This is a genomic window from Williamsia sp. R60 (genome assembly GCF_054063855.1).
In genome coordinates this window covers 1,186,763-1,213,432 of record NZ_JBSSGR010000002.1, presented here as the reverse complement: position 1 = coordinate 1,213,432, position 26,670 = coordinate 1,186,763, and the positions used below count along the sequence as shown (strand labels likewise).

The window sequence follows — 26,670 nt, the reverse complement described above, 5'->3', positions numbered from 1 at the left end:
TCGCTGTAGGTTTCGATGCGGGCTCCACTTTTGGGTCCATCCTCCCGAAGGACGTACATGGACTGGCTGTGGGACATATCGGTGCTCGACGGACCATTGCCGTGGGCCATCTTCCTACTCGGCGCCCTGGGGCTGTTGTGGCTGATCCTGCTGCCCCAGAAGACCTATCTTCTTGCTGTCGTACCAATCGCTGCGGTCGTCAGCCTCCTCCTGGTGTTCGTGTCGAAATGGCTCATCGAGGACGTCTGGAAACTGTTCTCGGACCCCATCCCGGCGTCCAACTACATGTGGGGCGGCGCAGCGGTGTTCGCACTGCTGCTGTTCATTCCGAGGCTCATCCGTGGCCGGGGGGTGGTCGCCCGGATCATCACGGTCTTCGCGACGGTGTTCGCGGTGGTGATGGCTCTCGCCCAGATCAACGACCACTTCGACGAATACCCGACCGTTGGCTCCGTCTTCGGGATCAACAACGTCAGGACGGTGTCCATCGACGAGGCCCGCAGCACCGACATCAAGACCGTGGAGGTGGACAAGTGGCGCAAGCCCGCGGGCCTGCCGTCGCAGGGCGGTGTGATCACCTCGTCCATCCCGGGTGAGGTCTCGAAGTTCAACGCCCGGCCGGCCAAGGTATATCTACCACCCGCCTACTTCGCCGAACCCCGTCCGTTGCTACCGGTACTGGTGCTGATGGCCGGCCAACCTGGGTCGCCGGAAGACTGGCTCGTCGGCGGCCGGTTGACGCAGACGATGGATCAATACGCTGCCGCCAACGAGGGACTGTCGCCCGTCGTGGTGGTCGCCGATGCCACCGGCGACGAACTCGCCAATCCTCTGTGCATGGATTCCAACCTCGGCAACGTCTCGACCTACCTGTCGGTGGACGTGCCCACCTGGGTGAAGAACACCTTGCAGGTCGAGACCGACCCGTCGGGATGGGCTATCGGCGGGTTGTCGTACGGCGGTACCTGCGCGTTGCAGATGACCACCAACCACCCAGAGGTGTATCCGACGTTCCTGGACATGTCGGGTCAACTCGAGCCCACCCTCGGTGACCGCAAACGAACCATCGACCAGGCATTCGGCGGCGACGCGGCCAAGTTCACCGCGGTCAACCCGATGGACCTGATGAAGTCGAAGAAGTACCCCCAGGTGGCCGGTGCCTTCGTCGTGGGCAAGGACGATGCCGAATACCGGCCCGGGCTGCAGCAGGTCTACCAAGCCGCACAGGCTGCCGGGATGGACGTCCATTTCAACGTCGTCCCGGGTGGACATTCGTTCGCCGTCTGGTCGGCAGGCTTGAAATTGGAGATGCCATGGCTCGGTAAGCGCCTGGGATTGCCGTGATCTAGGGAATAATCCCATCGGATAGCGACTCTGCACACATCTCGACCACCAGCGGCGGGTACGGGCCCGTCCGTTCGGCCGGCGCGACCGGCTCCACAACTCGAAAGGCGCCGATGAGCACGACCGACACCACTGCCGAGGCACCCCCGGCCGAACCGACATCGTCGCGGGCCGACAAGGTGCTCGGTCCGGTGGCTTGGACCATCCGCAAGGTTCCCTTCACCTCGACCGTGGTCGCGGTGACGATCGTTCTCGGCATCGTCACCGGAGCGTTGTGGGAGACGGTGGAGAACCGGTCCTGGTTCGGTGATGTCGCCTATGGCTATCCCCCGCTCACCGACGGTAAGTGGTGGACTCCGTTGTCGGGCACCCTCTTCGGGCTGACACCTGCTCACTACATCGCACTCATCGTCATCTTCGCCATTGTTGTCGGGTGGTGTGAGTGGTTGCTGGGCACGGTCAGGGTGGCCATTGTCACCATTGCGGGGCAACTGATCGGCGAGCTGGGCGCCGTCGCGTTCATCGCACTGTTCCGGCCGACCAGCTGGGAATGGGTCGACCATCTCGCCGACGTCCAGGACGTGGGGCATTCCACCGCCATCGTTGCTGCCGTGGCCGCGGCAAGTGCCAGACTCCGCTCGCCGTGGCGACTGCGGGTGCGGGCGATACTCCTTGCCTACGTTGCCGTTTCTTTCCTCTTCGAGGGCTCACTGCATGACGTCACCCACCTCATCGCCGCAGTGGTGATGCTCGTGGTCGGCGAAAAGTTCTTCAGTCGAGGTGAATCCGGTGTGATGCCGCGAACGCGGCAAGAGATCCGGATGATCAGCTTCCTCGGCCTGGTCCTCATCGGTGTCGTCAACATCGCTGTCGCAGTGTTTCCCGGCGACGGGCCCTTCGGTCCCACCGATTCCGACGACAGCCTCAGCTGGGGGTCGATCGTCAGTGTTCTGATCGTGCTGCTGATCGCCGACCAATTGCGGCGCGGACGGCGCTGGGCATGGTGGATCACCGTGATCTACGGGCTCTTGTACGTCGCCCTGCTCGTCTTCGTGTTGGTCGCGGTGATCACCTCCGACTTCAAGGGTCAGGGCGCGGTCACGGTTGGTACCGGACTGTTGTGGATCGTCGAACTGTCGTTGCTGTTCGCCGGGCGGTATGCGTTCAACGTCCCGCTGCGCAGCCGGAAAGCCATGGCGGGCATGGGCGGATCCAATCCGGCCGAACAGGTACGCAGCCTCCTGAAGAGATATGGGGGCAGCACAATGAGCTGGATGATCACCTGGGAGAACAATCAATACGCGTTCACCAAGGACGGCGAAGGCGTGATCGGCTACCAGCGACCGGCCGGCACCGTCATCGCCCTCGCGGACCCCGTCTGCGCTCCGGAGAAACTGGCCGAGACGATCCGCGAGTTCACCGACATGGCCGAGAGCAGCGCACGCATCCCCTGCTGGTTCTCGGTCAGTGAGGCAACGGCCGAGATCGCCCGCGAGATGGGCTGGCGCACTTTGCAGATCGCCGAGGACACCATCATCGACCTGCCCACACTGGCCTTCAAAGGCAAACCGTGGCAGGACATCCGATCGGCGATCAACAGGGCGAAGAAGGAAGGCATCAACTTCAAACTGACAACCCTGAAGGACGAGCCGTTCGCCGTACTCGCCCAGGTGCGGGCGATCTCCGAGGAATGGGTCGGCGACAAGGGCCTGCCGGAAATGGGTTTCACCCTCGGCAGCGTCGAGGAGGCCCTCGACCCGGAAGTCCGTGTGGCGCTTGCCATCGACGAGACGGGTTCGGTGCACGGAGTCTTGTCGTGGCTGCCGGTGTTCGGTGGAGATGATCAGGTGAAGGGCTGGACGCTCGACGTGATGCGCCGACGCGACGACGGTTTCCGCCCGGTCATCGAATTCCTCATCGCGAGCTCTGCGTTGGCTTTCAAAGCCGAAGGCGCGCAGATTCTCTCACTCTCGGGCGCTCCGCTCGCCCGTGCCGCCGACGACACCGGCGAGGTGGAAGCCATGGACCGTCTGCTGGACATGCTGGGAGCAGCAATGGAACCGTTCTACGGTTTTCGCTCCTTGCACGCCTTCAAGATGAAGTTCCAACCGAGGTACGAGCCGGTGTACATGTGCTTCCGCGATGAAGGCGATCTGCCACGGATCGGACTAGCGCTCACCAGGGCGTACCTGCCCAACGCCACCCCAGGTCAGATGCTGAAGTTGGCCACTACAAGGGAGTAAGGCCGCACACGGGAGTAAGGGCATCAGCGAACAGAGGCAAGCCCCGTCGGCGGATACACACCGACGGGGCTGACCAGCAGTTCGGTTGGGTCAGGCGGTCCCGGCACCGAGTTTGGTCGAGGCCTGCGACCGCTGCCGCTGCACCTCGATGGCAGCATCGAACTCTGCTCGCCAGTTCTCGGTCAGCGGCAGCTCTCGGTTGACGGCCTCTTCGGTGGACAGCTCCACCGGGAATCCGAATGTGTCGTAGAGCTTGAAGAGGTCGTCACCGTTGACGGTGTCACCGGTCTTGCCCAGTCGCTTCAACTCTCGCAAGCCCTTGCCGAGGGTGCGCCGGAAGGCCCGTTCCTCCTTCTCGAGCACGGCGATCACCACGTCACGCCGATCGGCCACCTCCGGGTAGGCCTCGGCGTACAGACCGGCGACGACCGGGACCAACTCCGTCAGCAGGTTCTGCTGAACACCGAGTTGATGGGCGAAACGGATAGCCCGCCGAACGAGCCGTCGCATCACATAACCCTGTTCCTTGTTCGACGGCACCACACCGTCCACCGCAAGGAACACCGCACCGCGGATGTGGTCGGCGATCACTCGCATCGCAACCGTGTTGTCGTCGTAGCTCACACCCGAGAGCTCCTCGATCTTCTGGACGATCGGCCAGAGGAGGCTGATGCGATACACGTCAGGACTGTCGATGGATGCCGCGGCGATCCTCTCGAGACCGCCGCCGTAGTCGACGTTCTGCTTGGGCAGCAACGCAAACCCGTCGTCGGTCTTGCAATACTGCATGAACACCGAATTGCCGATCTCCATGTACTGACCGCCATCGGAGTTCTGATGCGGGTACTTGCCGAAAGCCGTGTCGTGCTCCACCTGTGGGAAGTAGTAGAAGACCTCGCTGTCCGGTCCGCCTGGGTCGCCGACGGGCATCGTGTCCGGACCGCCGGACCGCGACCACCAGTTCTTGTCGCTGTAATACGCGATCCGCGCGCCCTGGTTTCCTTGCTCGTTGCCCTGTTCTTCGGTCAGCAACACCACCCTGTCCGACGAGACACCGGCCTTGGTGAACAACTCGGTCCAGATGTCCGCGCTCTCATCGTCGCGGGGGACGCCGTGTTCGGGGTCTCCCGAGAACACCGTCACGTAGATCCTGTTCGGATCGAGTCCGACGATCTCGGTCAGGAAATGCCAGAACAGCGGGATCTGCTCGGACTTGAAGTAATCGCCCAAGCTCCAGTTGCCGAGCATCTCGAAAAATGTGGTGTGCCGGTTGTCGCCGACTTCCTCGATGTCCTGCGACCGAAGGCAGGTCTGCGAATCGGCGAGCCGGTTGCCGTCCGGATGTTCGGCGCCCAACAGGTATCTCAGCAACGGCTGCATCCCGCTGCCGGTGAAGAGTGTGGTGGGGTCGTCCTTCGGCACCAGCGGGGCCCTGTTGATGAGGGCGTGGCCGCGCTCCTGCATCAGCGAGAGGTAGGCGCTGCGGATTTCGTTGGCATCCATCCGGTAACTGTCCCAAGATCACGGCCGGTGTGCGCGCCGAATCGGCGCGTTGGCCCGAAAATTGTCTCCGATACGGGCAACGGGTGATGTCGGCCGGCAACACGATCGCTTAGAGTCAGTTCGTGGCCAACCCCAAGAAGCTCCTCTCGCAGCTGTCCAAGACAGGACCGCACAAGGTCTTGCGCGGCGATATGGCGATTGTCGGATTGCCGGGCACCGTCTACGCGCCCGCCGCCGGGAAGGACCTGCCCGGGGTGGCGTTCGGTCATGGCTGGCTCACGGGCGCCAAGCAGTACAACAAGACCCTCGCGCATCTGGCCTCCTGGGGCATCGTCGCCGCGGCGCCCACCACCGAGAAGGGCATGCTCGGTTCCGATCAAGGACTGGCCGCTGATCTCGAGACCACCCTGTCGATCATCACCGAGGTCCGCCTCGGTGCCGGCGACATCACCGTGCACAAACAGCGTCTGGCGGTCGCCGGTCATGGCTTCGGCGCATCGGCCGCGACGTTGGCCGCATCACGGAGCAGCAAGGCCAAGGCACTCGCTGCCCTCTACCCGGCGCCGACCAGTTCTGCCGTGCTCCCCGCCGCCGCGGAGGTCCGGCAGTCCGCGCTGATCCTTGCCGCGCCCGGCGAACTCGAATCGATGACGTCCAATGCGCTCGCGCTGCGTCGTGCTCTGGCCGGACAGTCGGTGTTGCGCCTCGTCCCCAAATCCGACAACCGAGGACTGGCCGAAGGCTTCAGTGTTCGGGCCAGGCTGGGTGCCGGGGGCAACGACAAGAAGACGCAGAAGCTGACGCGCGCGGTACTCACCGGATTCCTGTTGCACCAACTGACGGGCGACGTCACGTACGCCGCATTCAGTGACCCGGCAGCCGAACTCGGCAAGCTGATGACGATCGACCCTGATGCACTCGCGCCTGGCATGGAGGAGATCGTCGACCCACTCACCAAGCTGCTCAAGGGCTAGCGCGGTTGCTCGAGGTCCAACGCTGTTGCCCAACGGCTGGCACCACACCGAGCTCCGGCGTTCAGCGGTCGGACAGCCAACCGGATGTGTACGAGAACGCAGTGTCCTGACAGTCCTCCACCTCTACGCCGGACTGACCGGGGAGCGGCGTCGATGAGTCCTTCGCACCGGTGCCCAGAGTTGCCTTCGCCCCGATCGTCGGGGTGTCCGCTGACTCACCCGGGGCTGGGTACGAGGTGTGGGGACTGAGGTCGATGTCGTTCGCAGGGAGCAGGATTGCGCCGCCCGCAGCCACCGATGCCCGTGTGACACCGCGACCGTGCGTTGCGTTCTCGACACTCGTCCGGACCTTCTCACCGAGTGCCTGCTGGCTTTTGCGGTAGCCGGCCACGGCCTCGGCACTGTGAGTACCGACTCTGGCGGCGATGTTGTCGAACAGGTCGGAAAGGCTCATTGCTCACCGGCCAGAGCCAGGAGTCCGTCGTCGGGCGGTGTCACCGCGTCGCGCTCCGATGCCTGCGGTGTCACCGGTGTCGCATCGAGATTGCCAGGAGCGCCGGGGGTATCGACATCGTCTTTGCTTCTCGGAGCTTGGATCCGCGGGGAACCAGGAGTCGGACATTGCTCGAGAGGGTCTCGATCCGTCTCGGGCGCGTCTGGCGGTTCGGGGTCACCGGGAGTCGCCGGTACCGGCGCTTGCTCCTCGAAAGTCAGGTCGTCACCGACCTTGCTCTGGCCGTCCCCGGTGGTGGTCTCGCACGCTCGCTCCTCCGGCGGGACGGCATCCGATGGCGCCAAAGACAACTGAGGGTCCGGACACTCGGGCGCGCCCGAGTCGGATGACCCTTTCAGGTCGAACCCTTTGTCTCCCAACGGGGTCGAGGCCGGCGGTTCAGCTGTCTCACCGCCCGCGTCCGCCGCATGCTCGGTGCCGTCGGGGCTCGCCGAAGGCGGCATCACTGCGCCGCTTGCGTTCGCCACCATCTCGATCACACCTGTGATCGAGCCTGCCACAGCCGAACCGACTGCCACAGCGACGGACCCGAGTACCGCTGAGAGATCGGCACCACCCACCATGGGCGTCCATGGGCTCGCCACCCCCGACTGTGCCGTCATCACCGGCTGCGCCTTCACGGACTGCGCCCCCGGTTCGCACGCCGAGGTCGAGTTCACCGGCCCGGAGTCCGGTGCCGGTGCGGACACCGTTGTGATGCCCGGAGATTCGCGAACCCCGCCGGCTGGTCCAGAAACCTCTACCGCAGCGTGGCAATCGCGCTCGGAGGCGATCGGTTCAGAGTTGTGAGCGGCGCATCGCACCAGTGTCTCGTCCGAGGACACCAGCTGTCCCCTCTCACAGTCGCCGCCTGCGTAGTCCGAGACGTCCACATGTGCCATCGCCGTACACAGCCCGGTGAGAACTGCATCGATGGCGTCGTCGCACAAGGTGACGGCGGTGTTGAACAACGCGACGGTGCTGTCGATCGCAGCTGTCAGTTCGGCAGCGGGCGAACCCGGGGTGGTGACCAGTGTCAGCCATGAACTGATCGGGATCCCGAGCAGAGCGTCGGGTGTGATGGCGGCGACGCACCAGAACTTGGCCAACCGGGCCGCCTCGATGGCGTCGGCAGCCACCACCATCCCAGAGCCGATGTCCGCCAACGCCGCCACATCAACCGTCGCGCGCGGGATGTGCGCGTCCTGAAGGCGAGTGCGGGCGACGATGCCGGACCCCGTAGGCCAACAGGTTCCCAGTACGGCGTCCTGGCCGGTCTGATTCTGCAGTTCGGCCGCCGCGACGGTCTGAAGGCCCAACACGATTCGACCGTCGGCTCGCAGCCTGTCGGTGTCCAGGTCCTCGGTCTCGAGCAGGCGATTCCGGCACACGTCACCGGAGGGAAGGTTTTCCATCCCCAGCCGCCGCGCCAGGGGGCCGACGTTGTCGAAGAAGCGGACGCTGTTCTCCGCCGCACACCGTTGGTCCGTCAATTGTTGTGCGAGACCGGGTGTCTCACCCATGGAGGCCGCCATCCCCGGTTGTCGCGGCCTCGAACGTCGCAGCATTCACCACGTCCTCGCCTGTCAGCGTTGCGGCTGCATCGAAGAGTCCCCCGGCGATGCTCCGCGACGACTCGACGAAGCGGTTCACCGATGACACCACCGCAAGCAGTCCAGCTGCATACTGCTCGCCGTGGGTCGCGTACCGCGTTCCCGCATGTGAGCCAAACGAGCAGTCGGCGACAGCACCCGCAGCGACCTCGACCGCCCGGGCACCACTCCGAAATACCTCGCCGACCCCTTGTACTGCGGATGTGTCCATCCACGTCTGCTCGCTCATGATGCCTCCCCGAAATCAGACGTTGCGGGGCATGGAGAGGTTCCGTTCTATTGCGCGAGCAAGCCGGACACCGCGTCGAGGAGTGCGTGTGGCCGCTGTTCGACAGGCGCAGGTTCGACCAGCGCGAACCGGCATCCCACTGCCCGGGCACCACCGTCAGCCTCTTCGCTGTCACCCACCATCAACACATCGACGGGGTCAACACCCAGGTGACCCGCAGCGAGAGTGAAGATTCGCGGATCGGGTTTGGTGACACCGACCTCATAGGACAGGGTGAAGTCGTCGACGAGTCCGGCCATGTCATGTATGTCGAACACCGCGCGGACATCAAACGCGATGTTGCTGACGACCCCCACCTTGATTCCGCGTTCCCGGAGTCGCCGCAGGCAGTCTCCGGTGTCCGGATACGGTTCCCACGACGACGGATCGACCACCCGCTCGTACAACAATTCCGCATGACCGGGCAACGTGAGTCCGGATGCCCTCAGAACCGACAAGTAAGCCCTACGGTGCAGTAGCGGGTCCAGATCTCTTCGTTCCCATGCGAGTTCGTCTTCGGTAGGCAGACCCGGCGGCATCCCGACCGGAGCGGTCATCCTTCGGATGATCTCGGACTGCGCCTCTCCTTCGAACTCTTCCCCGGATTCCTGGCGCAGGCGTGTGAACCACTCGGACCGTTCGGTGAACCGGAAAAGGGTGCCCGAGAAGTCGAACAGGACAGCGCTCACGGGTGGCAAAGTCAGGCAGACTCGACAGCGGCTGCGATCTTGGTGGCCACCGAATGCGCCTGCTCTGTGGTGGCTGCCTCCACCATGACACGCACGAGTTGCTCGGTACCGGAGGGCCGGAGCAGCACTCGTCCGGTGGCGCCGAGTTCGGCCTCGCCGTCGGTCACTGCCTGCTTGACCGAAGCTGCCTCGGCCACAACGTTTTTGTCGGCAACCCGCACGTTGAGGAGCACTTGCGGCAACGCACTCATGATGGATGCCAGATCGGCCAGCGACCTACCGGTCTCGGCCATCCGGCCCATCAACGCAAGCCCGGTCAGGATGCCGTCTCCCGTGGTGCCGTGCGAAGGGATCACCACGTGTCCCGACTGTTCACCACCGAGCGAGAATCCGCCGGCACGGAGCTCCTCGAGGACGTAACGGTCACCGACAGCGGTGGTACGCACAGTGATCCCGGCATCGGTCATCGCCAGATGCAACCCGAGGTTGCTCATCACGGTGGCGACGAGGGTGTTGTCCTTGAGGCGGCCGGCATCTTTCATGGCACTGGCCAAGACGGCCATGATGGCGTCGCCGTCGACGACCTGTCCCGCGGCATCGACGGCGAGGCAGCGGTCCGCGTCGCCGTCGTGGGCGAGTCCGAGGTCGGCCCCGTATTCCAGAACTGCTGCCTGAACCCGGTCGAGATGTGTTGAGCCGCAATCCTTGTTGATGTTCTCGCCATCGGGGTCCGCGCTGATCGCGATCACGGTGGCACCGGCAGCGCGATAGGCACGCGGCGCGGCCGCATAGGCGGCGCCATGGGCACAATCGACCACCACGGTCACCGACTTCAAGTTGACGTCCACAGCTGCGGACAGATGGGTCAGGTACGCGTCGAGTCCATCGTGCGCATCGCGAACGCGGCCGACATCCGCACCGGTCGGCCGGTCGAACACGGTGTCCAGCGCGGACTCGATCGCGTCCTCGGCGGCGTCGGCGAGTTTGTGCCCACCAGCGGCGAAGAACTTGATCCCGTTGTCGGGCATGGGATTATGCGAGGCCGAGATCATCACGCCGAAGGCAGCGTCGTAGAAGTCGGTCAGATACGCAACAGCCGGGGTGGGAACGACGCCGACTCGCAGGGCATCGACACCCGCCGCGGTCAGACCGGCACAGACGGCGGCTTCGAGCATCTCCCCCGACGCCCGCGTATCCCGGCCCACGATCGCTATGGGCCGGCCAGAGGCCGGCGCTGTGGGACGGCCGGACCCGGACCGATCCTGCGGCAGTACACGTGCCGCCGCCTGCGACAGCGACAGCGCCAACTCGGGGGTCAGGTCGGCATTTGCCAGACCACGTACGCCATCGGTACCGAACAGGTGCCCCATTGACATCCTTCGCTCTAAATACACAGGCAGGCGTCCAGTGAAACTGAACGCCTGCCTGTGCCAAGTTCGACTTGGTGTTTCTTGCGGGCTGAAGAAATCAGCGCTTGCTGTACTGCGAAGCCTTACGGGCCTTCTTGAGGCCATACTTCTTGCGCTCCACCGCACGCGGGTCACGGGTGAGGAAGCCGGCCTTCTTGAGGGCTCCGCGATCCTCTGGGGTGACCTCGATGAGGGCACGAGCGATGGCCAGACGCAGAGCTCCGGCCTGTCCCGAAGGTCCGCCACCGTGCAGATTGGCAGCGATGTCGAAAGTGTCGGAGCGCTCGACGGTGACGAACGGCGCCTTGATGAGCTGCTGGTGCACCTTGTTGGGGAAGTACTCCTCCAGGGTGCGGCCGTTCAGCTTGAAGGCACCGGTGCCCGGTGACATCCGGACGCGGACGACGGCCTCTTTACGACGGCCCACGGTCTGGATCGGGCGATCGAGATCGATCGGCGCGCGGGTGACGGCCGGCTCGTCGGCAACGTCTGCGGTGGTGTCGTCCACCGTGTAGTCGTCAGCGCCGACCTCGGCCTCGACCACTTCGGGAGCCACTGCTTCGGCTTCGTTCACATCGGACACGTTCTGCTCCTCCGGCGCCGTCACTGGGCAACCTGGGTGATCTCGAAGGGCACGGGCTGCTGCGCCGTGTGGGGATGGTTGGGGCCTGCGTAGACCTTCAGCTTGGAGGCCATGGCCCGCCCGAGCTTGGTCTTCGGGAGCATCCCGACGATCGCCTTCTCGACGAGGCGTTCCGGCTGGGTTGCCAGCGACTCACCGACAGTGCGGGACCTCAGGCCGCCCGGGTAACCCGAGTGGCGGTAGACAAGCTTGTCGTCGCGCTTGTTTCCGCTGACGGCAACCTTCTCGGCGTTGATGATGACGACGAAGTCGCCACCATCCATGTGGGGTGCGTAGGTCGGCTTGTGCTTGCCGCGCAGGAGCGTCGCGCTCTGCACAGCGAGGCGGCCGAGCACCACGTCGGTGGCGTCGATGACATGCCACGTACGGGTGATGTCACCGGCCTTCGGGGTGTAAGTAGGCACAGATAGTCCTCATGTCTGGTGAACTGGAGCTGGTCTGGAACGCGGCAGAGGTAGTTCCCGGCGACCAGTGGGGACCCGGGCCTCGACTACACCTGGCTACAGGCGGTCGCGCACCAACGGTCAACAGTACCGGCCGGGCAGTCAACAGGTCAAAACGCCGCCGAGCGGCGCCGGCCGTGCGGCGGACTCGCACGTCATGGCGCTCCTATCCGCACCGCACCCACCGCGACCCGGCACTGCTCGTCGATCGTCTCACCTGCGGATCCGCCCTGACATCCCACGCTCACCTGCAACCCCGCCGACACCAGCAGGTACCACCTGATCGGCCCTCCGGAGACGGGCACCTCGCGGTAGCTGATCACCTCCCGGCCTGCGTAACGCGTGCTGGCCGAGAACTCCTGGACGACGTCGTCGCCGCGCTGCCCGATGCGATTGCGGAGGCTACCCGCCACCGAGACCAAGGTCGACGTGTTGCGCACCGTGTTCTGCAAGACGATGATCCGGCGGTCGTCGCCGGGTGCGGCGAAGGTGGTGCGGGACACAACTCCTTCGGCTGCCGGCTCCGAGCTCTCGCGCCACTCGGCGGGGACTGTGACGGCGACGCGGCCGAGCTGGGCCTCGCGGTCCGCAGACGGCGACACACCCTCGCGTCCGTTGTCGACCATCAACGCGATCACCGCCACTGCGATCAGCACTGCAGCAGTCGCTGCGATCGCCCCGGCGACGCGCCGGCGCATCGGGGTCCGGCCGACGGTCGGCGGTTCGCGAATGCCCTCGTCCACCGGCAATGCGGAGCCGCCGAAGCGGTGAATCAGTGATCGCTGCACGGCCGCGACCCGACCGACCACTGTGTGGACTTCGCAACACCGCAGAATTTCCGCAACTGCCGCGGGGTCGGTGCCGTCGACGAGGATTGCCTCGACGCGGTTGTCGACGATGTCACCCAATCGAAGGGCGACCGTCTCGGCAGTGGCCACCGAGGTCCCGACAACGGTCCACCTGCCGGTGGACCGATCCATCTCATGGATGTCGATCCGGGAGTGGACCTCCATTACCAGTGCCCGCTGCGTGGAAGATCCCAGATGCGATTCGGCGATGACCGCAGCACGCGGTGTCAGCACCAGTTGGCCACAGTGGGGTTGCGCCGCCTGCCGCAAGATCTCGGTGCGTCGGACACCCCATGTCGTCGGGTGTGCCAACTCCACGGCCCCGAGGCCTTCGAGCGCTCGGGCGAACACCTCTGACCATGCCGCCGCGGTAGAAATCCTCACCCCGTCGACGGCCACCGACGATCCGTTGATGCCGCGGACAAGGGCTTTGACGGAACAGGGTTCACGCCCGGCAACCACCACGTCGTCGTAGGCGATGTCGGCGACCACCATCCGTATCGGTCGAACCGTCGGCGACGCCTCGGGGTCTTTGTCTCTCACGTCGGGTGTCATCACAACGGCGGCATGTGGGCGACCTGGATCATTTGCTGCGGTCGCGATCTGGACACCAGTTCTCCCCGACCCGGTACCAGGCGCTGCAACCGCACCCGGCCCAGCAGGTACCCCTCGTCGCGGTCACCGCTCATCAGCAGCCCATCGGTGGACAGGTCCTTGAGACGCCCGATGATCGGATCGAACAGAGCTCGTCCGGCGCCGCCAGAACGGCGCGCGACGATGAGGTGCAGGCCGATGTCGCGGGCCTGGGCCAGCAGGTCGAGCAACGGGCTCAACGGGTTTCCGCTTCCGGTGGCCACCATGTCGTAGTCGTCGACGACGATGTACACGTCCGGCCCCGACCACCAGTTGCGGTCACGGAGTTGCTGCTGGGTGACGTTCTCCCCCGGGATCCGGGCGGTGAAGAACGCCACCAACTCGTTCACCATCGGGGTGAGGGTCTGGGCCGAACTCGCATACCCGGCGAGGTGATCGGTGTCGATCACACCGAGCATGGTGCGCCGATAGTCGACCAGGACGATTTTCGTCTGCGTCGCCGTGCTGTTCTCGACCAGACCAGCGACGATGTTGCGTAGCAGCGTGGTCTTCCCGTGCTCCACGTCGGCGAAGACCAGAAAGTGTGGTTGAACCCGGAAGTCCAGGATGACCGGGGCCAACTCGGCTTCGCCGACACCGATCGCGACTTCACCGGCCGTCAGCTCGATCCCGGCGTCGTGCACACGTGCCACCACCTCGGACCGTTCCAGATGAGCGGCGAGTTTGCGGACCGGCATGGCCTGCTGACCGGGGTAGACGGCCACCAGCTGCTGCACCGTCTGCGCCACGGCCGCACTCAGTGAATCGAGCGAGGTGTCGGAATCCGTGCGCGGCAGAGCGATCAGCATGTGCAGGTGCTCGGCGGTCAGACCACGCCCGGGCCTGCCTTCGGGCACGAGTCCGGCGACCTTGCGGCCCATCTCCGAGTCGAGTGGGTCACCGAGTCTCAGTTCGAGGCGGCTGCCGATGAGGTCTTTGACGGCCGGCCTGATCTCGGCCCAGCGCGCAGCGGTGAGCACCACGTGGACCCCATACGAGAGCCCCTGCGCCACAATGGTGTTGATCTGCTCGTCGAGGAAGTCGAACTCGCCGCGGATCACCGAATAGCCGTCGACGACCAGGAACAGGTCACCGAAGACATCCGCCTGCACCGATGCGTCAGCGGCAAGGCGGCGTTGGCGGTAGTCGCGCATCGACTCGATGCCGAGTTCGGCAAAGCGCAGTTCCCGCTGCCGTATCACCGTTGCGACCTCGGCCACCGTCCGCCGCACGGCATCCATGTCCGAGCGGCTCGCAACCGATCCGACATGCGGCAGGCCGGCGATCCCGGCCAGACTGCCGCCGCCGAAGTCGAGGCAATAGAACTGGACCTGCGCCGGACTGTGGGTGGCAGCCGCCGCAACGATCAACGCGCGCACCGCATTCGACTTACCCGATTGCGGTCCACCGACGATCGCCACGTTGCCGCGCGATCCGGCGACATCGACGGTGAGAACGTCGCGCCGTTGGTCGTACGGGCGGTCCACGATGCCGATCGGGAACACCAGCCGACCGATCTGCGGGGTCCGCCAGTGCGGGGCCAGCATGTCGATGGTCGGCGGTTGACCTAACGGCGGCAGCCACACCTCATGTGCCGGACGTCCCTGCCCGGCGATGCGGTCCACCACGATCTCGAGCAGCGTTCTGGAGTTGGGTGCGGGCGGTTCCGGATCACCGGCGGGGTCGGGGCCGGCCACCTCGGCCGCAACCGGGGGCACGATGGGGTCGAGTGGCACAGGGCCGGCGGTGAACATCTTCAGGCCCACCGGGCCGCCCGACGACGCGATGTGCTCGGCGCCCGCCGCGACCGGCGGCGAGTACGGACCCGACACGTAACACGTGTTGAATCGAATCGGTTCCGCCGAATCACATTTGAGGTAGCCCGATCCCGGCACGTTGGGCAGGTGGTAGGCATCGGGTACACCGAGTACTGATCGGGACTCGTTGGCGGAAAAGGTTTTCAGTCCGATGCGGTAGGACAGGTGACTGTCCAGGCCTCGCATCTTGCCTTCTTCGAGCCTTTGCGAAGCAAGGAGCAGATGGATGTGCAGCGACCGGCCCAGTCGTCCGATGGCCACGAACAGGTCCGCGAAATCCGGCTTCTGCGCGAGCAGTTCGGAGAACTCGTCGACGACGATGAACAACGCCGGGAGCGGTTCCAACGGCGCACCCGCGGCGCGCGCACGTTCGTACTCCCCCACGTTCGCGAAGTTCCCCGCCGCGCGAAGCACCTCCTGACGCCGGTTCATCTCCCCCGACAACGCGTCGCGCATCCGGTCGACCATCGACAACTCTTCTTCGAGGTTGGTGATGACGGCTGCCACATGCGGGCACGAGTCGAGGCCCAGAAACGTTGCCCCACCCTTGAAGTCGACCAGAACGAGATTGAGTGCCTCAGGCGAATGGGAGCTGACGAGCGAGAGCACCAGAGTACGCAGGAACTCCGATTTGCCGGACCCCGTCGCACCGATGCAGAGCCCGTGCGGACCCATCCCGCCTTCGGCTGCCTCCTTGATGTCGATCTCCACGGGCGTACCGCTGGTGGAGTAACCGATCGGGACGCGCAGCCGCGACCGCGCGCTGCGGGGTGCCCATGTCAGATGTGGGTCGAGGCGGGTGGCATCGGCGACTCCGAGCAGACTCATCAGACCGGGGTCGGACGGAGCGACCTCCTGTTCCAGATTCACCATCTGTGCTGCGGTCGCCAGGCGATAGCGGGCCATCGATCGGGCGAAGGCCTCCGCTTCGGCGACCGTCAGCGAATCCATGTCCGCGAACTCTTCGACTCCGAAAGCGCTTCGCGCGCCGATCTTCCCGTCCCGAACCACCAGCTGTAGGCCCCGGCGGACCGCGAGTCCGTCCGGGGGTGCCGACAGATCGAGGATCGAGACCGCCTCCATGCCCGCGTCACCGACCACCCGTTCGTCTCCCGAGACGAACCCGTCGTCGATCACGATCACCAGCTGGATCCGGCCGGCGCTCGGTGGGGCCGAACGCGAGAACCGGCCACGTTCGAGGAGGTCGACGGCCAGGTCGTCCTCCAGCTCGGTCAGCGACCGGTAGATCATCCGCGCCGAGCCCATACCGTCGCGCTCGTATGGGTGCTGCACGTGGGGCAGCCACTTGCACCAATCCCACGATTCGGCGCCGGGGTCGGCAGTCACCACCGCGACCATCAGCTGATCGGGGCCGTGGAACGCGCACAGTTCCAGAACCATCGACCGCGCGAGTTGCCGGGTCTCCTGCCGGGCACCTTCGATGTTGATCGCCGGGAAGCCCCGCAGCGACACCGCCGTCGGGAGGCCGTGGACAACTGAATGCGTTCGCACAAACCGTCGTAGCGCCACCGCCGACACCGGCTCGATGTCTTCGAGTGGGCCCGTCTCCGGCGGCATCAGACGCGTCGCCAGACGTTGCGATCCCACGCCCACCCGAACATGGCCGAAATCGCTGTCGGCGCGCCGGCGTTCCCACATCCGCCGGCCGCCGACGACACCCAGTAGAGCGGCCGGTTCGGGATGACTCCATTCCAGTGCCTCACGCTGAGCAGCTCCGGTGTCGTGGACCTCGTCGCGTACCTGACACAGATACCGGAAGTAGTCCTTGCGCTCTTCGTTCAGCTCCGCGGCGCGCTTGCCACCACGATTGCCCGAACCCGCGTACATGCCGAACATCGACATCAGCATCATCATCGGGAACATCATGAACAACGGGTTGGACAGCATGTTCCGGCCGCCGGTCACGACCATCATCGAGATCATGCCCACCACGGCGACCACCATCACCACAGGCATCATCTTCATCAGCAGACTGCCCGGAACCACACGCGGAACATCCGGTGGCACTTGAATATTGACCTCGCCGCCGGGCGCGCGTGGAGCAGGCACGCGTGCCCGCCGCACAAACCCTTCGGTCGTGCCTGCCGTCACCTGAACATCATGGATTGTTACCCCACCCCTGGAACAGAAACTTCCCCCGGCCGCCCATCATTCACCATTACTCCGTCGGCGGCACCCGCAAGGGTGCGAAAACGTCATCCGACGGCAACGGTTGTCGGTCTCATTCGCTATGGTCTTCGGTACTGGTGGGGACCTTGGGGGGAAATTCATGACCGCTGCCGATCTTTTGGCCGAGTTGGATGCTGCTGCCGGCATCCAACCGGCGCTTGCACGTGTTTCCGTCATCGGGGGCACAACCCAATTCGACGTCGGGTTGCCCGCCGCGGTTCCCGTCGCGGCGTTGATCCCGGATCTGGTGTCGCTCATCACCTCCCGGGCACCGGAGACCGACGATTCGGAGGCACGTCCCGGACCTGTTCGCGACCACTGGACGCTCTCCCGGGTCGGCCACGACCCCATCGCGCCCGGACGCAGTCTCGCCGAGGCAGGTGTGCGCGACGGGGACCTGCTGATCCTCCGGTCCGTTCCGGCGCGCGAGACCGCAGTTCTGTTCGACGACGTCATCGATGCGGTGGCGCGCCTGGGTGGAGCCCAGTCCAGCGGGTGGTCGGCGGGCGCGGCACAGGCGATGGGCTACGCGGTGGCCGTGGGCGCGTCCACCCTCACCGCTCTCGCCCTCCTCCAGCAACGGAATGCGTACGGCGACCTGTGGCCTGCGATCGTCACCGGGTTGCTGGCGCTGGCGTTTGTTGTCGCCGGAGCTGTCGTGGGTCGCTTCTACCTCGACCGCTCGACGGCGGCGATGTGTTCGCTGTGCTCGTTTCCTCTCGCATTCGCAACGGGAATGATGTTGCCTCCCGGCGACTTCGGCGCCGCCCACCTCACCCTCGGTGGCTGCGTCGCCGCCGTCGTCGCGGTGCTGTCCTACCGGATCTCCACAGCCGGGCCGCTGATCCATTCCGCGATTGTCACGGCAACCGCCTTCGCCACCGCCGCCGCAGCGGCCCAGTTGCTGTGGTCGCCCGGCACCGTGCGGGTCGGGGCGGCGCTCTGCGCCGGGTCGGTACTGGCCATCTCGATGGCGCCCCGCCTCACGATCGCCCTCGCCCGACTGCCACTGCCGCCGGTTCCCACAGCCGGGGCCGCCATCGACCCGGCCGATTCAGCGCCTCGCCCGGCCATCGAGGGCATCGGCGCGATCGGGGCGATGGCGTTGCCGTCGGCAGCCGCACTGGAACTCCGCGCGCACACCGCCGGTCGTTATCTCACCGGCATCATCGCCGGCACTGCGGTCGCAGCGGTCGCGGGCATTGCCCTGGTCGCCTACCCTGCAGACGACTTCAGTTGGCGCTGCACGGTTTTCGCCCTCATCATCACCACGGTCCTGTGCTTACGGGGCAGATCACACGCCGACCTCGCCCAGGCAGCGGTCCTCATCGCCGCAGGAGCTGTCGGCTTCGCCGCCGTGGTAGGCGAAGTGGCCCTGGGACCGGGCGATCATGTCGTCGTGGCCGCCGGCGCGGCAGCGGCGGTGAGCGTGGCCGCGCTGCTCTGCGGCGTGGTTGCCCCGAGATCCAGCTTCTCGCCCGTGGTGCGGCGAACAGTGGAGATCATCGAGTACCTCTTGATCGCGACCATCGTCCCCTTGATGTTCTGGATCATGAATCTCTATGCAGCGGTCCGCGACCTGTGACTGCGTTGGCATCGACCCGTTGTCATCCTCGCCCCCCATCCAAGCGCGTTCGCATCGCAGCGCTGTCGGCCGTCGGGTTCCTGGTGGTGCTGGCGAGCATGCCCGTCCCGGCACAAGGCATCACGCCGCCCTCGATCGATCCGCGTGCCGTCATCCGCGACGCACCCGTGGGTCCGCCCGAACCGACGGAGCAGGACACCTTGTGCGCGGAACCGGTGCTGTCGCCCGGCACCGATCCGCAGGTCCCGTCGGCGGCACAGACGATGATGCGACTACCCGACGCCTGGCGGTTCAGCCGGGGAGCCGGGCAGAAGATCGCGGTGATCGATACCGGCGTCACCCGGCATCCGCGGCTGCCGCGACTGACCGCCGGTGGCGACTACGTCGCCCGCACCGACGGAACTGAGGACTGCGACGGCCACGGCACGTTGGTGGCGGGCATCATCGCTGCGGTCCCGTCCCCCGATGACGCCTTCAGCGGCGTTGCCCCCGAATCCTCGATCATCGCGATCCGGCAGTCCAGCGCCGCGTTCGTCGCCAAGGACCGACGCTCGGAGACCCGCGACAAGCCAACCGTCGGAACAGGATTCGGCACGGTGCAGACCCTCGCACATGCCGTTGTGCGTGCGGTCAACCTCGGCGCCGACGTCATCAACATCTCCGAGGTGGCCTGCGGCCCCGCCGGTGGTGACCTCCACGACGCGCAGCTGGGAGCCGCCGTCAAGTACGCGTTCGACCGCGATGTCGTGGTGGTCGCGGCGGCGGGCAACCTCGTCAGCAATTCCCAGTGTGCGCAGCAGAATCCTCTGCCGGACCCGGCAGACCCCGACCTCGCCGGCTGGGACACGGTCACCACAGTCGCCAGCCCAGCGTGGTACACGCCCTATGTGCTGAGCGTTGCCGCGGTCGACTCGGTCGGCGGGGCGCCGGCGCCATTCAGTCTGGCCGGACCATGGGTGGGCGTCGCCGCTCCCGGAACCGCGATCGTCAGTCTTGACAGCGCCCGCGGATCCAGACGGATCGTTGATGCCCAGTCCACCGAGAAAGGTCCCGTACGAGTGGAGGGCACCAGTTTCGCTGCGCCCTACGTCGCGGGTGTGGCGGCACTCGTCAGATCCAGGTTTCCCGAACTCGGTGCCGCAGAGGTGATCGAGCGCATCACCAGGACGGCGCATTCACCGGGCACCGGACGCGACAACACGGTGGGCCACGGCGTTGTCGACCCGGTTGCCGCCCTGACGTACGAACTACCCCCTGAGAAGTCTGATTGGACTGCGTCGCAAGCGATTCCGCCTCCGCTGCGACCACCCGCGCCCGACCACTCCGCACGCACGGTGGCCATCATCGGCGGCGGTGTCTGCGCGGTGATACTGGTCGCAGGATGGGCGGTGTCCCTGCCTGCCCGACGACTACGGCGGCTGGAACCGGAAGAATACTGAGCTCGGGCTCACCAGCCCCGCACATGCTCCAGCACCACTCGATCAGCGTTGAATACTGATCGCGGAATTCCTCCGGTGAGGTCTCGAGCGAAGCGAAGCCGCCACGGTACTTGGCGACGTACTGTTCCCATTCCTCGGGTGTCGGCCCTTCCGGGTCCAACCGGGCGGTGCCCCGGAACACAGCGACGTCGCCACCGTACTCGGTGCTGTTGAAGTTGAACGCCACCGCGCCCGTGCGTGAGATGTTCGCGAGCTTGGGCCGCTACTTCGCGCGCGCCGGCCGAAGCTCACGCGGCAACGCGAACGTCAGCGTCTCCTCGGCAGTGGTGACCTTTTCGATGTTGTTGTATCCGTGCTCACCGAGCAGATCGAGAACACCCCGCACCAGCACCTCCGGCACCGATGCACCCGACGTCACACCGACGGTTTCGACCCCTTCGAGCCAGGTCAGATCCACGTCACGTGCGTAGTCGACCAGGTAGGACGTGCGTGCCCCGGCCTGGAGGGCCACCTCTACCAGCCGCACCGAGTTGGACGAGTTCCTCGAACCCACCACGATGACCAGATCGCATTTCGGCGCCATCGCCTTCACCGCCACCTGACGGTTCTGCGTGGCGTAGCAGATGTCGTCGCTCGGTGGGTCGTTGAGCAGGGGGAACTTCTCCCGCAACCGTGACACCGTCTGCATCGTCTCGTCGACGGACAACGTGGTTTGCGACAACCAGACGATCTTCGATTCGTCACGCACCGTCACGGCATCGACGCTGTCGGGTCCATCGACCAACTGGACGTGCTGGGGCGCCTCTCCGGCGGTTCCCTCGACCTCCTCATGGCCTTCATGGCCGATGAGCAGGATGTCGTAGTCGTCGCGTGCGAACCGCTTGGCCTCCTGGTGCACCTTGGTGACCAGCGGGCATGTCGCATCGATGGTGCGCAGGTTGCGTTCCGCGGCGGACTCGTGGACCGCCGGTGACACACCGTGCGCGGAGAACACGACGAGTGCGCCCTCGGGCACCTCGTCGGTCTCGTCCACGAACACCGCGCCGCGGTCGGCGAGCGTCTCGACGACGTGGCGGTTGTGCACGATCTCCTTACGCACATACACCGGCGCACCGTGCTTCTCGAGCGCTTTTTCCACCGCTTCGACGGCTCGGTCGACACCGGCGCAGTAACCGCGCGGCTCGGCGAGCAGGACTGTCTTGCCTCCAGGGCTGATTTCGGCCGAACTCATGATGTTCAGGGTACGGGCAATACGACCCTCCTGGTGGTCACGACCGGTGGCATGAGGCACAGTAATGGGATGATCCGACCACCTTATGCCGCAAGGGTCGCCGCCGGGGTTGTTGTAACGGTGCTGGAAGAGACTCGAAAACTGCCGACCACCGCGATCACACTTCCGATGACCGCCGTGAGTCAGACTCTCCAGACTCTGATGCGTTTCCAGCAGCAGATCGCCGAGATGGCGATCAAGGGAGACGATGTTTTCGACGCGTTGCTGGGGCACAACGAAGAAGAGCCGGAGTGGGCGACCTTCGACGAAGACGACGATCTCGCACATCCGTCCGCGCCCACATTGGTTCCCGGTGGCGACTCCGATGACTCCGGCGAGAGTGCCGCACCGGCTGCCGGAGCCGGACGGTTCGCCTTGTACAGCTCGGCGCCCGACATCGACACCGACGATGTGCAACTGGTCTCGACGACGCCGTCCGACGACGTCCCGGAAATCGTCGAACTGCTCGACTACAACGACCTCACCCTGGCGCAACTCCGCGCGAAGTTGAAGACGGTCGGCTTGAGCGAACTGCAGGACCTTGCGGCGTATGAGAGGTCCCACCGCTCGCGGGCACCGTTCCTGACGATGCTCGACAATCGTGTGACCGCCGCGAGCAAGTAGTACCCGGGTGAGCAATACGCCCGACACGGCATGGCCGGTTCGCACCATCAACACCAAGATCGCGGACTGGCTACACAGACTGGGGCAGGTCTGGGTGGAGGGTCAACTCACCCAGATCAACCGGCGACCCGGCACGCGTACCGCCTTCCTGACCCTTCGTGATCCCGCTGCCGACATCTCGATCCAGGTGACGTGCAACCCCGATCTGCTCACCCGCGCCCAGGTTCCACTCACCGAGGGCGCCCGCGTGGTGATGCTCGGCCGCCCGGTCTTCTACACCGGCAGGGGCACCGTCTCGCTCCGCGTCACCGAGATCCGGCCGGTGGGGATCGGCGAGCTCCTGGCCCGCATCGAGCGGCTACGACAACTCCTCGCCGCTGAGGGCCTGTTCGATACGGCTCGCAAACGACCACTTCCGTTCCTGCCCGGAACTATCGGACTGATCACCGGCCGCGCCAGCGCAGCTCAGCGCGACATCGTCTCGGTCGCGCAGAGTCGTTGGCCCGCAGTGCGTTTCGAGATCCGCGACGCGCCGGTCCAGGGGCCGACCGCGGTCCCCCGCATTCTTCGCCATCTTGCCGAGCTGGACGCCGACCCGGACGTCGACGTGATCATCCTGGCCCGGGGTGGCGGCAGTGTCGAGGACCTGCTGCCGTTCTCCGACGAAGCCCTGTGCCGCGCGGTGGCCAAGGTGACCACCGCGGTGGTGAGCGCGATCGGGCACGAACCCGACTCGCCCCTGCTCGACCTCGTGGCCGATCTTCGGGCGGCAACGCCCACCGATGCGGCCAAACGAGTGGTGCCAGACGTCGCCTCGGAGCTCGCGATGATCCGCGACCTGCGGTCCAGAAGTGCAGGAGCACTGCGTAATTGGGTCACCACACAGGTCCGCGGCCTCGATGCGATGCGTGGACGCCCGGTGCTCGCGCACCCGTTCCGCATGATCGATGAGCGCAGCGCATGGCTTGATCGCGCGGCCTCGGACATCCGCCGTGACGTGGCGCGGCTCGTCGCCCACGAGGACCAGCGCGTGGAACATCTGTCGGCGCGATTGGCTACCTTGGGTCCGGCCCAGACATTGGCGCGTGGATACGCCGTCGTTCAGCGGGTGCCCGGCTCGGCTAGTACGAACACACCGGATGACCACCCACACGTGGTCAGCTCGGTGCTGGACATGCCGATCGGCACCCAGCTCCGTGTCCGGGTCGCCGACGGCGCCACCCGTGCAGCGGTGATGGGCGTGGAGAAGTAGAGGACAGACGTGGCAGCGAAGAAGCAGGACATCGAAGGACCGGTCCCGGTATCGGAATTGGGTTACGAACAGGCACGCGACGAGTTGATCGTCGTCGTGCGCACCCTGGAACAGGGCGGCCTCGACCTCGATGCGTCCCTGGAACTGTGGGAGCGTGGGGAGGCCCTCTCACGCCGGTGCGAAGAACACCTCGAGGGCGCACGCACACGCATCGAGGCAGTCCTGGGCTCCGAGGAGGACCTTGCAGACGCCGACGACGAAGACGACGACTTCGACGATCAGGACTGAGCGTGCACCACTGCCCCGTACTCGGCGTTTATGACCGATCGCCGCTGCCTGCAATACTCGGATCGTGGCCGCAAAACCCCGCATCCTCAATAACAACAAGGACATGATCTGGTCGTTGATCCCCTTGCTGTTGCTGTGTGCCTTCATCGCGGTCGTGTCCGGTAACTGCTCGGTCGGATTGACCGGCGGTTCCGGCGACGACAAGGTCCCGGCGTACGACGTCGCGAACGGGCTCCGTGCCGATGCCCGATCGGTCACGTTCCCCATCCGGCTGCCCCAGACACCGGCGGACTGGAAGCCCAACTCGGGTACCACCGTCGCCCTGGAGAACACCGTCGTCTCCAATGCCGGCTACATCACGGCCAACGGCGTCTACATTCAGCTCAGTCAGACGAATGCGACCCAGGATGCCGTGGTCGGATACCTCTCGGACGACGAGACCCTGCTCGGCGCGGGCACCCGCGATGTTGGCGGCCGAAAATGGGTTGCCTATGGCAAACCCGACGGTGGCCGGACGGTGTGGGTCACCGACCTCGGCGACGTCCGGATCGGACTGAAGTCCAACAAGGCGAAGGACGACGACTTCTCGACACTGGCATCGGCGGTACTGGCCGCCTCGCCGTTGCCGGGCGCCAACTCGAACGGACGGGTTCTCCCCACCGGATAGTTGTCCGACCCGTCGGCCGGGAATGTTCCCTGAATATCAATCTTCCGGGTGAGGACTGTTGTCGCCCTAGGGCTATAGGCTCTGGCGCTATGGCAATGTTTCTGTATCGACTCGGACGATTCTCGTTTAGGCACAAATGGTGGGTGATCGTCAGTTGGCTATTGCTTGCGGCCCTGGTCATCACACTGGTGAGCAGTCTGAATCCCAAGTTCTCCAAGGACTTTGAGCTCCCGGGTACCGACTCGGACAAAGCCATGTCCCTCATGAAGGAGAACTTCCCGGCAATCAACGACGAGCAGTTCAAGGCGTCCACGAGTGTTCTCGTCGCCGCGGACAACGGGCTCGAAGCGCACACCGCGGACATCGACGCACTCGTCGCGAAACTCAGGACCTTGCCCGATCTGGTCGCGCCCGACACTATCGTCAACCCGGTCGAGGTGGCCGCGGCCGACCCGGCGTTGGCCCCCAACGTCCTCGGAGACAACGGCCGGGTCGGTTTGATGCAGATCGATCAGTACATCAACGTCGAAGACCTTACCCTCGAGGACAAAGAGCAATTCGAGGACATCCTCAAGGAGTTCCGCGTCGGCGGTCTCGATGTCCAGGGCACCGGTTCCCTGATGCAGGTCTTCGAGCAGGGCGGCACCGCCGAGATGCTCGGATTCGTCATCGCGTTCGTGGTGATGATCGTTGCCTTCGGTGCCATCGTGGCGGCATTCATCCCGATCATCACCGGCATCCTCGGTGTGATGATCACCATCATGCTGGTCACCCTGGGCGCCGGCGTGTTCAACATCAACGAGAGCGCAACCGGCATCATCACCATGCTCGGTATCGCGGTGTCCATCGACTACGCGCTGTTCATCGTCTCCCGCTATCGCAGTGAACTGAACCTGGGCGGATCTCGAGAGGCCGCCGTGGGCCGTGCCGTCGGAACCGCGGGTTCGGCAGTTGTGTTCGCGGGTCTCACGGTGATGATCGCCGTCGCCGCACTGTCGGTGGTGGGCATCCCGTTCATCTCGCAGATGGGCCTGGCGGCGGCACTCGCGGTCTTGATCGCGGTGCTCGGCGCCATCACTCTGATCCCGGGATTGCTGGGGGCGTTCGGTCGGTTCGCCTTCTCGCCGCGCATCCCCAAGGTCCGTCACGGCGACGAGCCCGAGGACTCGATGTCCAACGGCCATCGCTTCGCGAAGTTCGTGACGAAATACCCGTGGCCGATCGCGGTCGTGTCGCTGCTCGCGCTTGTTGTGGTCGCCTTGCCGATGTCGAAGTTGGAGCTCGGGCTGTCATCGACAACCGACGCTGAGGTGCCCGCGACCGAACTGCTGCAGCGAGGATTCGGTGAAGGTATCAACGGCCCACTCCTGGTGGTGCTTAACGACACCGACGGCGGGTCCGTCGCCGCTGCGGCCGACCAGACGGTCGAGCACATCAAGACCCTGCAGAACGTCGCCAATCCCGGTCAGCTGACCTGGACGGGCAACGGTCCGAACAAACAGGACACGAAGGCCGGCGCGACGTCAGCCCTCATCTCGGTCACGCCGCAGCAGTCACCGAGCGGTCCGCAGACCCACGATCTGATGGAACAGATCCGCGACTACTCCTCGACCACGGATGCCGAGGGCGTCACCCTCAACGTGGGTGGGCAGACGGCGATCATGTCGGACATCTCGGCCAAGCTGAGTTCAGCTCTGATCCCCTACCTGGTCCTGGTGGTCGGGCTGGCCTTCCTGATCTTGATGGTCGTGTTCCGTTCCGTCCTGGTCCCCCTGACCGCGACCATCGGGTTCCTGTTCTCGGTGTGCGCGACATTTGGTGCCACGGTGGCGATCTTCCAGCTCGGCCACTTCGGGTTGATCACGCACACCCAGCCGATCATCTCGTTCCTGCCGATCTTCATGATCGGTGTGGTGTTCGGCTTGGCGATGGACTACCAGGTCTTCCTGGTCACCCGTATGCGTGAGGAGTACGTGCACGGTTTGTCCGCCAAGGAGTCGGTGATCATCGGCTACAAGCACGGTGCCCGCGTGGTCGCATCGGCAGCCGTCATCATGATCGCCGTGTTCGCGGCGTTCATGCTGGCACCCGACACCAGTTCGAAGATGATGGGCTTCGCTCTCGCGGCGGCCGTGTTCTTCGACGCGTTTGTGGTGCGCATGGTGATCGTGCCTGCGGTGATCACGATCATGGGCGACAAGGCCTGGTGGATGCCCAAGTGGCTCGACAAGGTCCTGCCCAATGTCGACATGGAGGGCACTGCGATCCGGAAGATCCCGATCGATTCGGACGCCGGCGACGACAAGCCGCAGCCTGCCACCGTCGGTTCCGCCGACTGATCTCGCGTCACCGGCCACCTCACCCCCGTCGACACGTGTCCACGGGGGTGAGTGTTGTGTGACCCGGCTCACGTAGAATCACGGTGTCCATCAGAG

Annotated in this window: 21 protein-coding genes; 10 read left to right on the top strand and 11 right to left on the bottom strand. The window is 65.3% G+C overall.

Annotated features, from left to right (window positions below):
- Nucleotides 1-57: 57 nt before the first annotated feature.
- Nucleotides 58-1,344: an alpha/beta hydrolase gene (locus ACVWY6_RS12575; RefSeq protein WP_457538345.1), complete on the top strand. Its 1,287-nt coding sequence runs from the start codon at nt 58-60 to the stop codon at nt 1,342-1,344.
- Nucleotides 1,345-1,457: 113 nt separating this feature from the next.
- On the top strand, nt 1,458-3,587 hold the full coding sequence (locus ACVWY6_RS12570) for a bifunctional lysylphosphatidylglycerol flippase/synthetase MprF (RefSeq protein ID WP_457538343.1): 2,130 nt from the start codon (nt 1,458-1,460) through the stop codon (nt 3,585-3,587).
- Nucleotides 3,588-3,677: 90 nt separating this feature from the next.
- Here ACVWY6_RS12570 and ACVWY6_RS12565 read toward each other — a convergent pair whose 3' ends face one another.
- Nucleotides 3,678-5,090, bottom strand: coding sequence for an alanine--tRNA ligase-related protein (locus tag ACVWY6_RS12565; RefSeq protein ID WP_457538341.1), 1,413 nt, complete (start codon nt 5,088-5,090; stop codon nt 3,678-3,680).
- 122 nt (nt 5,091-5,212) lie between these two features.
- Between ACVWY6_RS12565 and ACVWY6_RS12560 the strand changes: the two genes are divergently transcribed.
- Nucleotides 5,213-6,064: a dienelactone hydrolase family protein gene (locus ACVWY6_RS12560; protein WP_062799996.1), complete on the top strand. Its 852-nt coding sequence runs from the start codon at nt 5,213-5,215 to the stop codon at nt 6,062-6,064.
- A 61-nt stretch (nt 6,065-6,125) separates the two neighbouring features.
- Here the strand turns inward: ACVWY6_RS12560 and ACVWY6_RS12555 are convergent, their stop codons facing one another.
- From ACVWY6_RS12555 to eccCa, 9 genes are all read right to left on the bottom strand, one after another.
- A complete protein-coding gene (locus tag ACVWY6_RS12555; protein ID WP_457538340.1) occupies nt 6,126-6,518 on the bottom strand; it encodes a hypothetical protein in 393 nt (130 codons plus the stop codon).
- Nucleotides 6,515-8,080 (bottom strand): hypothetical protein, encoded by a 1,566-nt coding sequence (locus tag ACVWY6_RS12550; RefSeq protein ID WP_457538338.1) that lies wholly within the window; start codon nt 8,078-8,080, stop codon nt 6,515-6,517. Before ACVWY6_RS12550 ends, ACVWY6_RS12555 begins: the two co-directional genes overlap by 4 nt.
- The gene (locus ACVWY6_RS12545) at nt 8,073-8,399 is read right to left on the bottom strand and encodes a hypothetical protein (RefSeq protein WP_457538337.1); all 327 of its coding nucleotides are present in this window, start codon (nt 8,397-8,399) and stop codon (nt 8,073-8,075) included. The genes ACVWY6_RS12550 and ACVWY6_RS12545 overlap by 8 nt, the downstream gene beginning before the upstream one ends.
- Before the next feature lie 47 nt (nt 8,400-8,446).
- Nucleotides 8,447-9,127, bottom strand: coding sequence for an HAD family hydrolase (locus tag ACVWY6_RS12540; protein ID WP_457538336.1), 681 nt, complete (start codon nt 9,125-9,127; stop codon nt 8,447-8,449).
- Nucleotides 9,128-9,138: 11 nt separating this feature from the next.
- Nucleotides 9,139-10,497: a phosphoglucosamine mutase gene (glmM, locus tag ACVWY6_RS12535; RefSeq protein ID WP_457538334.1), complete on the bottom strand. Its 1,359-nt coding sequence runs from the start codon at nt 10,495-10,497 to the stop codon at nt 9,139-9,141.
- Between the two features lie 97 nt (nt 10,498-10,594).
- Nucleotides 10,595-11,143, bottom strand: a complete 549-nt coding sequence (gene rpsI, locus ACVWY6_RS12530) for a 30S ribosomal protein S9 (protein WP_437423786.1) — start codon at nt 11,141-11,143, stop codon at nt 10,595-10,597.
- Nucleotides 11,140-11,583 (bottom strand): 50S ribosomal protein L13, encoded by a 444-nt coding sequence (rplM, locus tag ACVWY6_RS12525; protein ID WP_023961983.1) that lies wholly within the window; start codon nt 11,581-11,583, stop codon nt 11,140-11,142. The genes rpsI and rplM overlap by 4 nt, the downstream gene beginning before the upstream one ends.
- A gap of 194 nt (nt 11,584-11,777) precedes the next feature.
- Nucleotides 11,778-13,013 (bottom strand): type VII secretion-associated protein, encoded by a 1,236-nt coding sequence (locus ACVWY6_RS12520; protein ID WP_457538332.1) that lies wholly within the window; start codon nt 13,011-13,013, stop codon nt 11,778-11,780.
- Between the two features lie 11 nt (nt 13,014-13,024).
- Complete coding sequence (gene eccCa / locus ACVWY6_RS12515; protein WP_457538330.1) at nt 13,025-17,032, bottom strand: type VII secretion protein EccCa; 4,008 nt, start codon at nt 17,030-17,032, stop codon at nt 13,025-13,027.
- Between the two features lie 178 nt (nt 17,033-17,210).
- Here eccCa and eccD point away from each other — a divergent pair, with 178 nt between their 5' ends.
- Together eccD and mycP are read left to right on the top strand one after the other, a co-directional pair.
- Nucleotides 17,211-18,695 carry a type VII secretion integral membrane protein EccD gene (gene eccD / locus ACVWY6_RS12510; RefSeq protein WP_457538328.1) on the top strand — a complete coding sequence of 495 codons (1,485 nt, stop codon included), beginning with the start codon at nt 17,211-17,213 and terminating at the stop codon, nt 18,693-18,695.
- A 98-nt stretch (nt 18,696-18,793) separates the two neighbouring features.
- Nucleotides 18,794-20,134: a type VII secretion-associated serine protease mycosin gene (mycP, locus tag ACVWY6_RS12505; protein ID WP_457538611.1), complete on the top strand. Its 1,341-nt coding sequence runs from the start codon at nt 18,794-18,796 to the stop codon at nt 20,132-20,134.
- A 262-nt stretch (nt 20,135-20,396) separates the two neighbouring features.
- Here mycP and ACVWY6_RS12500 read toward each other — a convergent pair whose 3' ends face one another.
- Nucleotides 20,397-21,365 (bottom strand): 4-hydroxy-3-methylbut-2-enyl diphosphate reductase, encoded by a 969-nt coding sequence (locus tag ACVWY6_RS12500; RefSeq protein ID WP_051406676.1) that lies wholly within the window; start codon nt 21,363-21,365, stop codon nt 20,397-20,399.
- Nucleotides 21,366-21,434: 69 nt separating this feature from the next.
- Between ACVWY6_RS12500 and ACVWY6_RS12495 the strand changes: the two genes are divergently transcribed.
- The 5 genes from ACVWY6_RS12495 to ACVWY6_RS12475 all read left to right on the top strand — a co-directional run bounded on the left by ACVWY6_RS12495 (nt 21,435) and on the right by ACVWY6_RS12475 (nt 26,574).
- Complete coding sequence (locus ACVWY6_RS12495) at nt 21,435-22,028, top strand: lipid droplet-associated protein (RefSeq protein WP_457538326.1); 594 nt, start codon at nt 21,435-21,437, stop codon at nt 22,026-22,028.
- Between the two features lie 7 nt (nt 22,029-22,035).
- A complete protein-coding gene (gene xseA, locus ACVWY6_RS12490) occupies nt 22,036-23,280 on the top strand; it encodes an exodeoxyribonuclease VII large subunit (RefSeq protein ID WP_457538325.1) in 1,245 nt (414 codons plus the stop codon).
- A 9-nt stretch (nt 23,281-23,289) separates the two neighbouring features.
- Complete coding sequence (locus ACVWY6_RS12485; protein ID WP_457538323.1) at nt 23,290-23,568, top strand: exodeoxyribonuclease VII small subunit; 279 nt, start codon at nt 23,290-23,292, stop codon at nt 23,566-23,568.
- A gap of 64 nt (nt 23,569-23,632) precedes the next feature.
- On the top strand, nt 23,633-24,235 hold the full coding sequence (locus tag ACVWY6_RS12480) for a DUF4245 domain-containing protein (RefSeq protein ID WP_030170993.1): 603 nt from the start codon (nt 23,633-23,635) through the stop codon (nt 24,233-24,235).
- 89 nt (nt 24,236-24,324) lie between these two features.
- Nucleotides 24,325-26,574 (top strand): MMPL family transporter, encoded by a 2,250-nt coding sequence (locus tag ACVWY6_RS12475; RefSeq protein ID WP_457538321.1) that lies wholly within the window; start codon nt 24,325-24,327, stop codon nt 26,572-26,574.
- The last annotated feature ends 96 nt before the right edge of the window (nt 26,575-26,670 follow it).

Coding starts and splice junctions, on each gene's coding strand:
- eccD (WP_457538328.1), top strand. CDS start 17,211: ATGACCGCTGCCGATCTTTTGGCCGAGTTGGATGCTGCTGCCGGCATC.
- ACVWY6_RS12555 (WP_457538340.1), bottom strand. CDS start 6,518: ATGAGCCTTTCCGACCTGTTCGACAACATCGCCGCCAGAGTCGGTACT.
- ACVWY6_RS12565 (WP_457538341.1), bottom strand. CDS start 5,090: ATGGATGCCAACGAAATCCGCAGCGCCTACCTCTCGCTGATGCAGGAG.
- ACVWY6_RS12575 (WP_457538345.1), top strand. CDS start 58: ATGGACTGGCTGTGGGACATATCGGTGCTCGACGGACCATTGCCGTGG.
- ACVWY6_RS12500 (WP_051406676.1), bottom strand. CDS start 21,365: ATGAGTTCGGCCGAAATCAGCCCTGGAGGCAAGACAGTCCTGCTCGCC.
- ACVWY6_RS12570 (WP_457538343.1), top strand. CDS start 1,458: ATGAGCACGACCGACACCACTGCCGAGGCACCCCCGGCCGAACCGACA.
- glmM (WP_457538334.1), bottom strand. CDS start 10,497: ATGGGGCACCTGTTCGGTACCGATGGCGTACGTGGTCTGGCAAATGCC.
- ACVWY6_RS12495 (WP_457538326.1), top strand. CDS start 21,435: ATGATCCGACCACCTTATGCCGCAAGGGTCGCCGCCGGGGTTGTTGTA.
- ACVWY6_RS12550 (WP_457538338.1), bottom strand. CDS start 8,080: ATGGGTGAGACACCCGGTCTCGCACAACAATTGACGGACCAACGGTGT.
- ACVWY6_RS12545 (WP_457538337.1), bottom strand. CDS start 8,399: ATGAGCGAGCAGACGTGGATGGACACATCCGCAGTACAAGGGGTCGGC.
- mycP (WP_457538611.1), top strand. CDS start 18,794: ATGCCCGTCCCGGCACAAGGCATCACGCCGCCCTCGATCGATCCGCGT.
- ACVWY6_RS12475 (WP_457538321.1), top strand. CDS start 24,325: ATGGCAATGTTTCTGTATCGACTCGGACGATTCTCGTTTAGGCACAAA.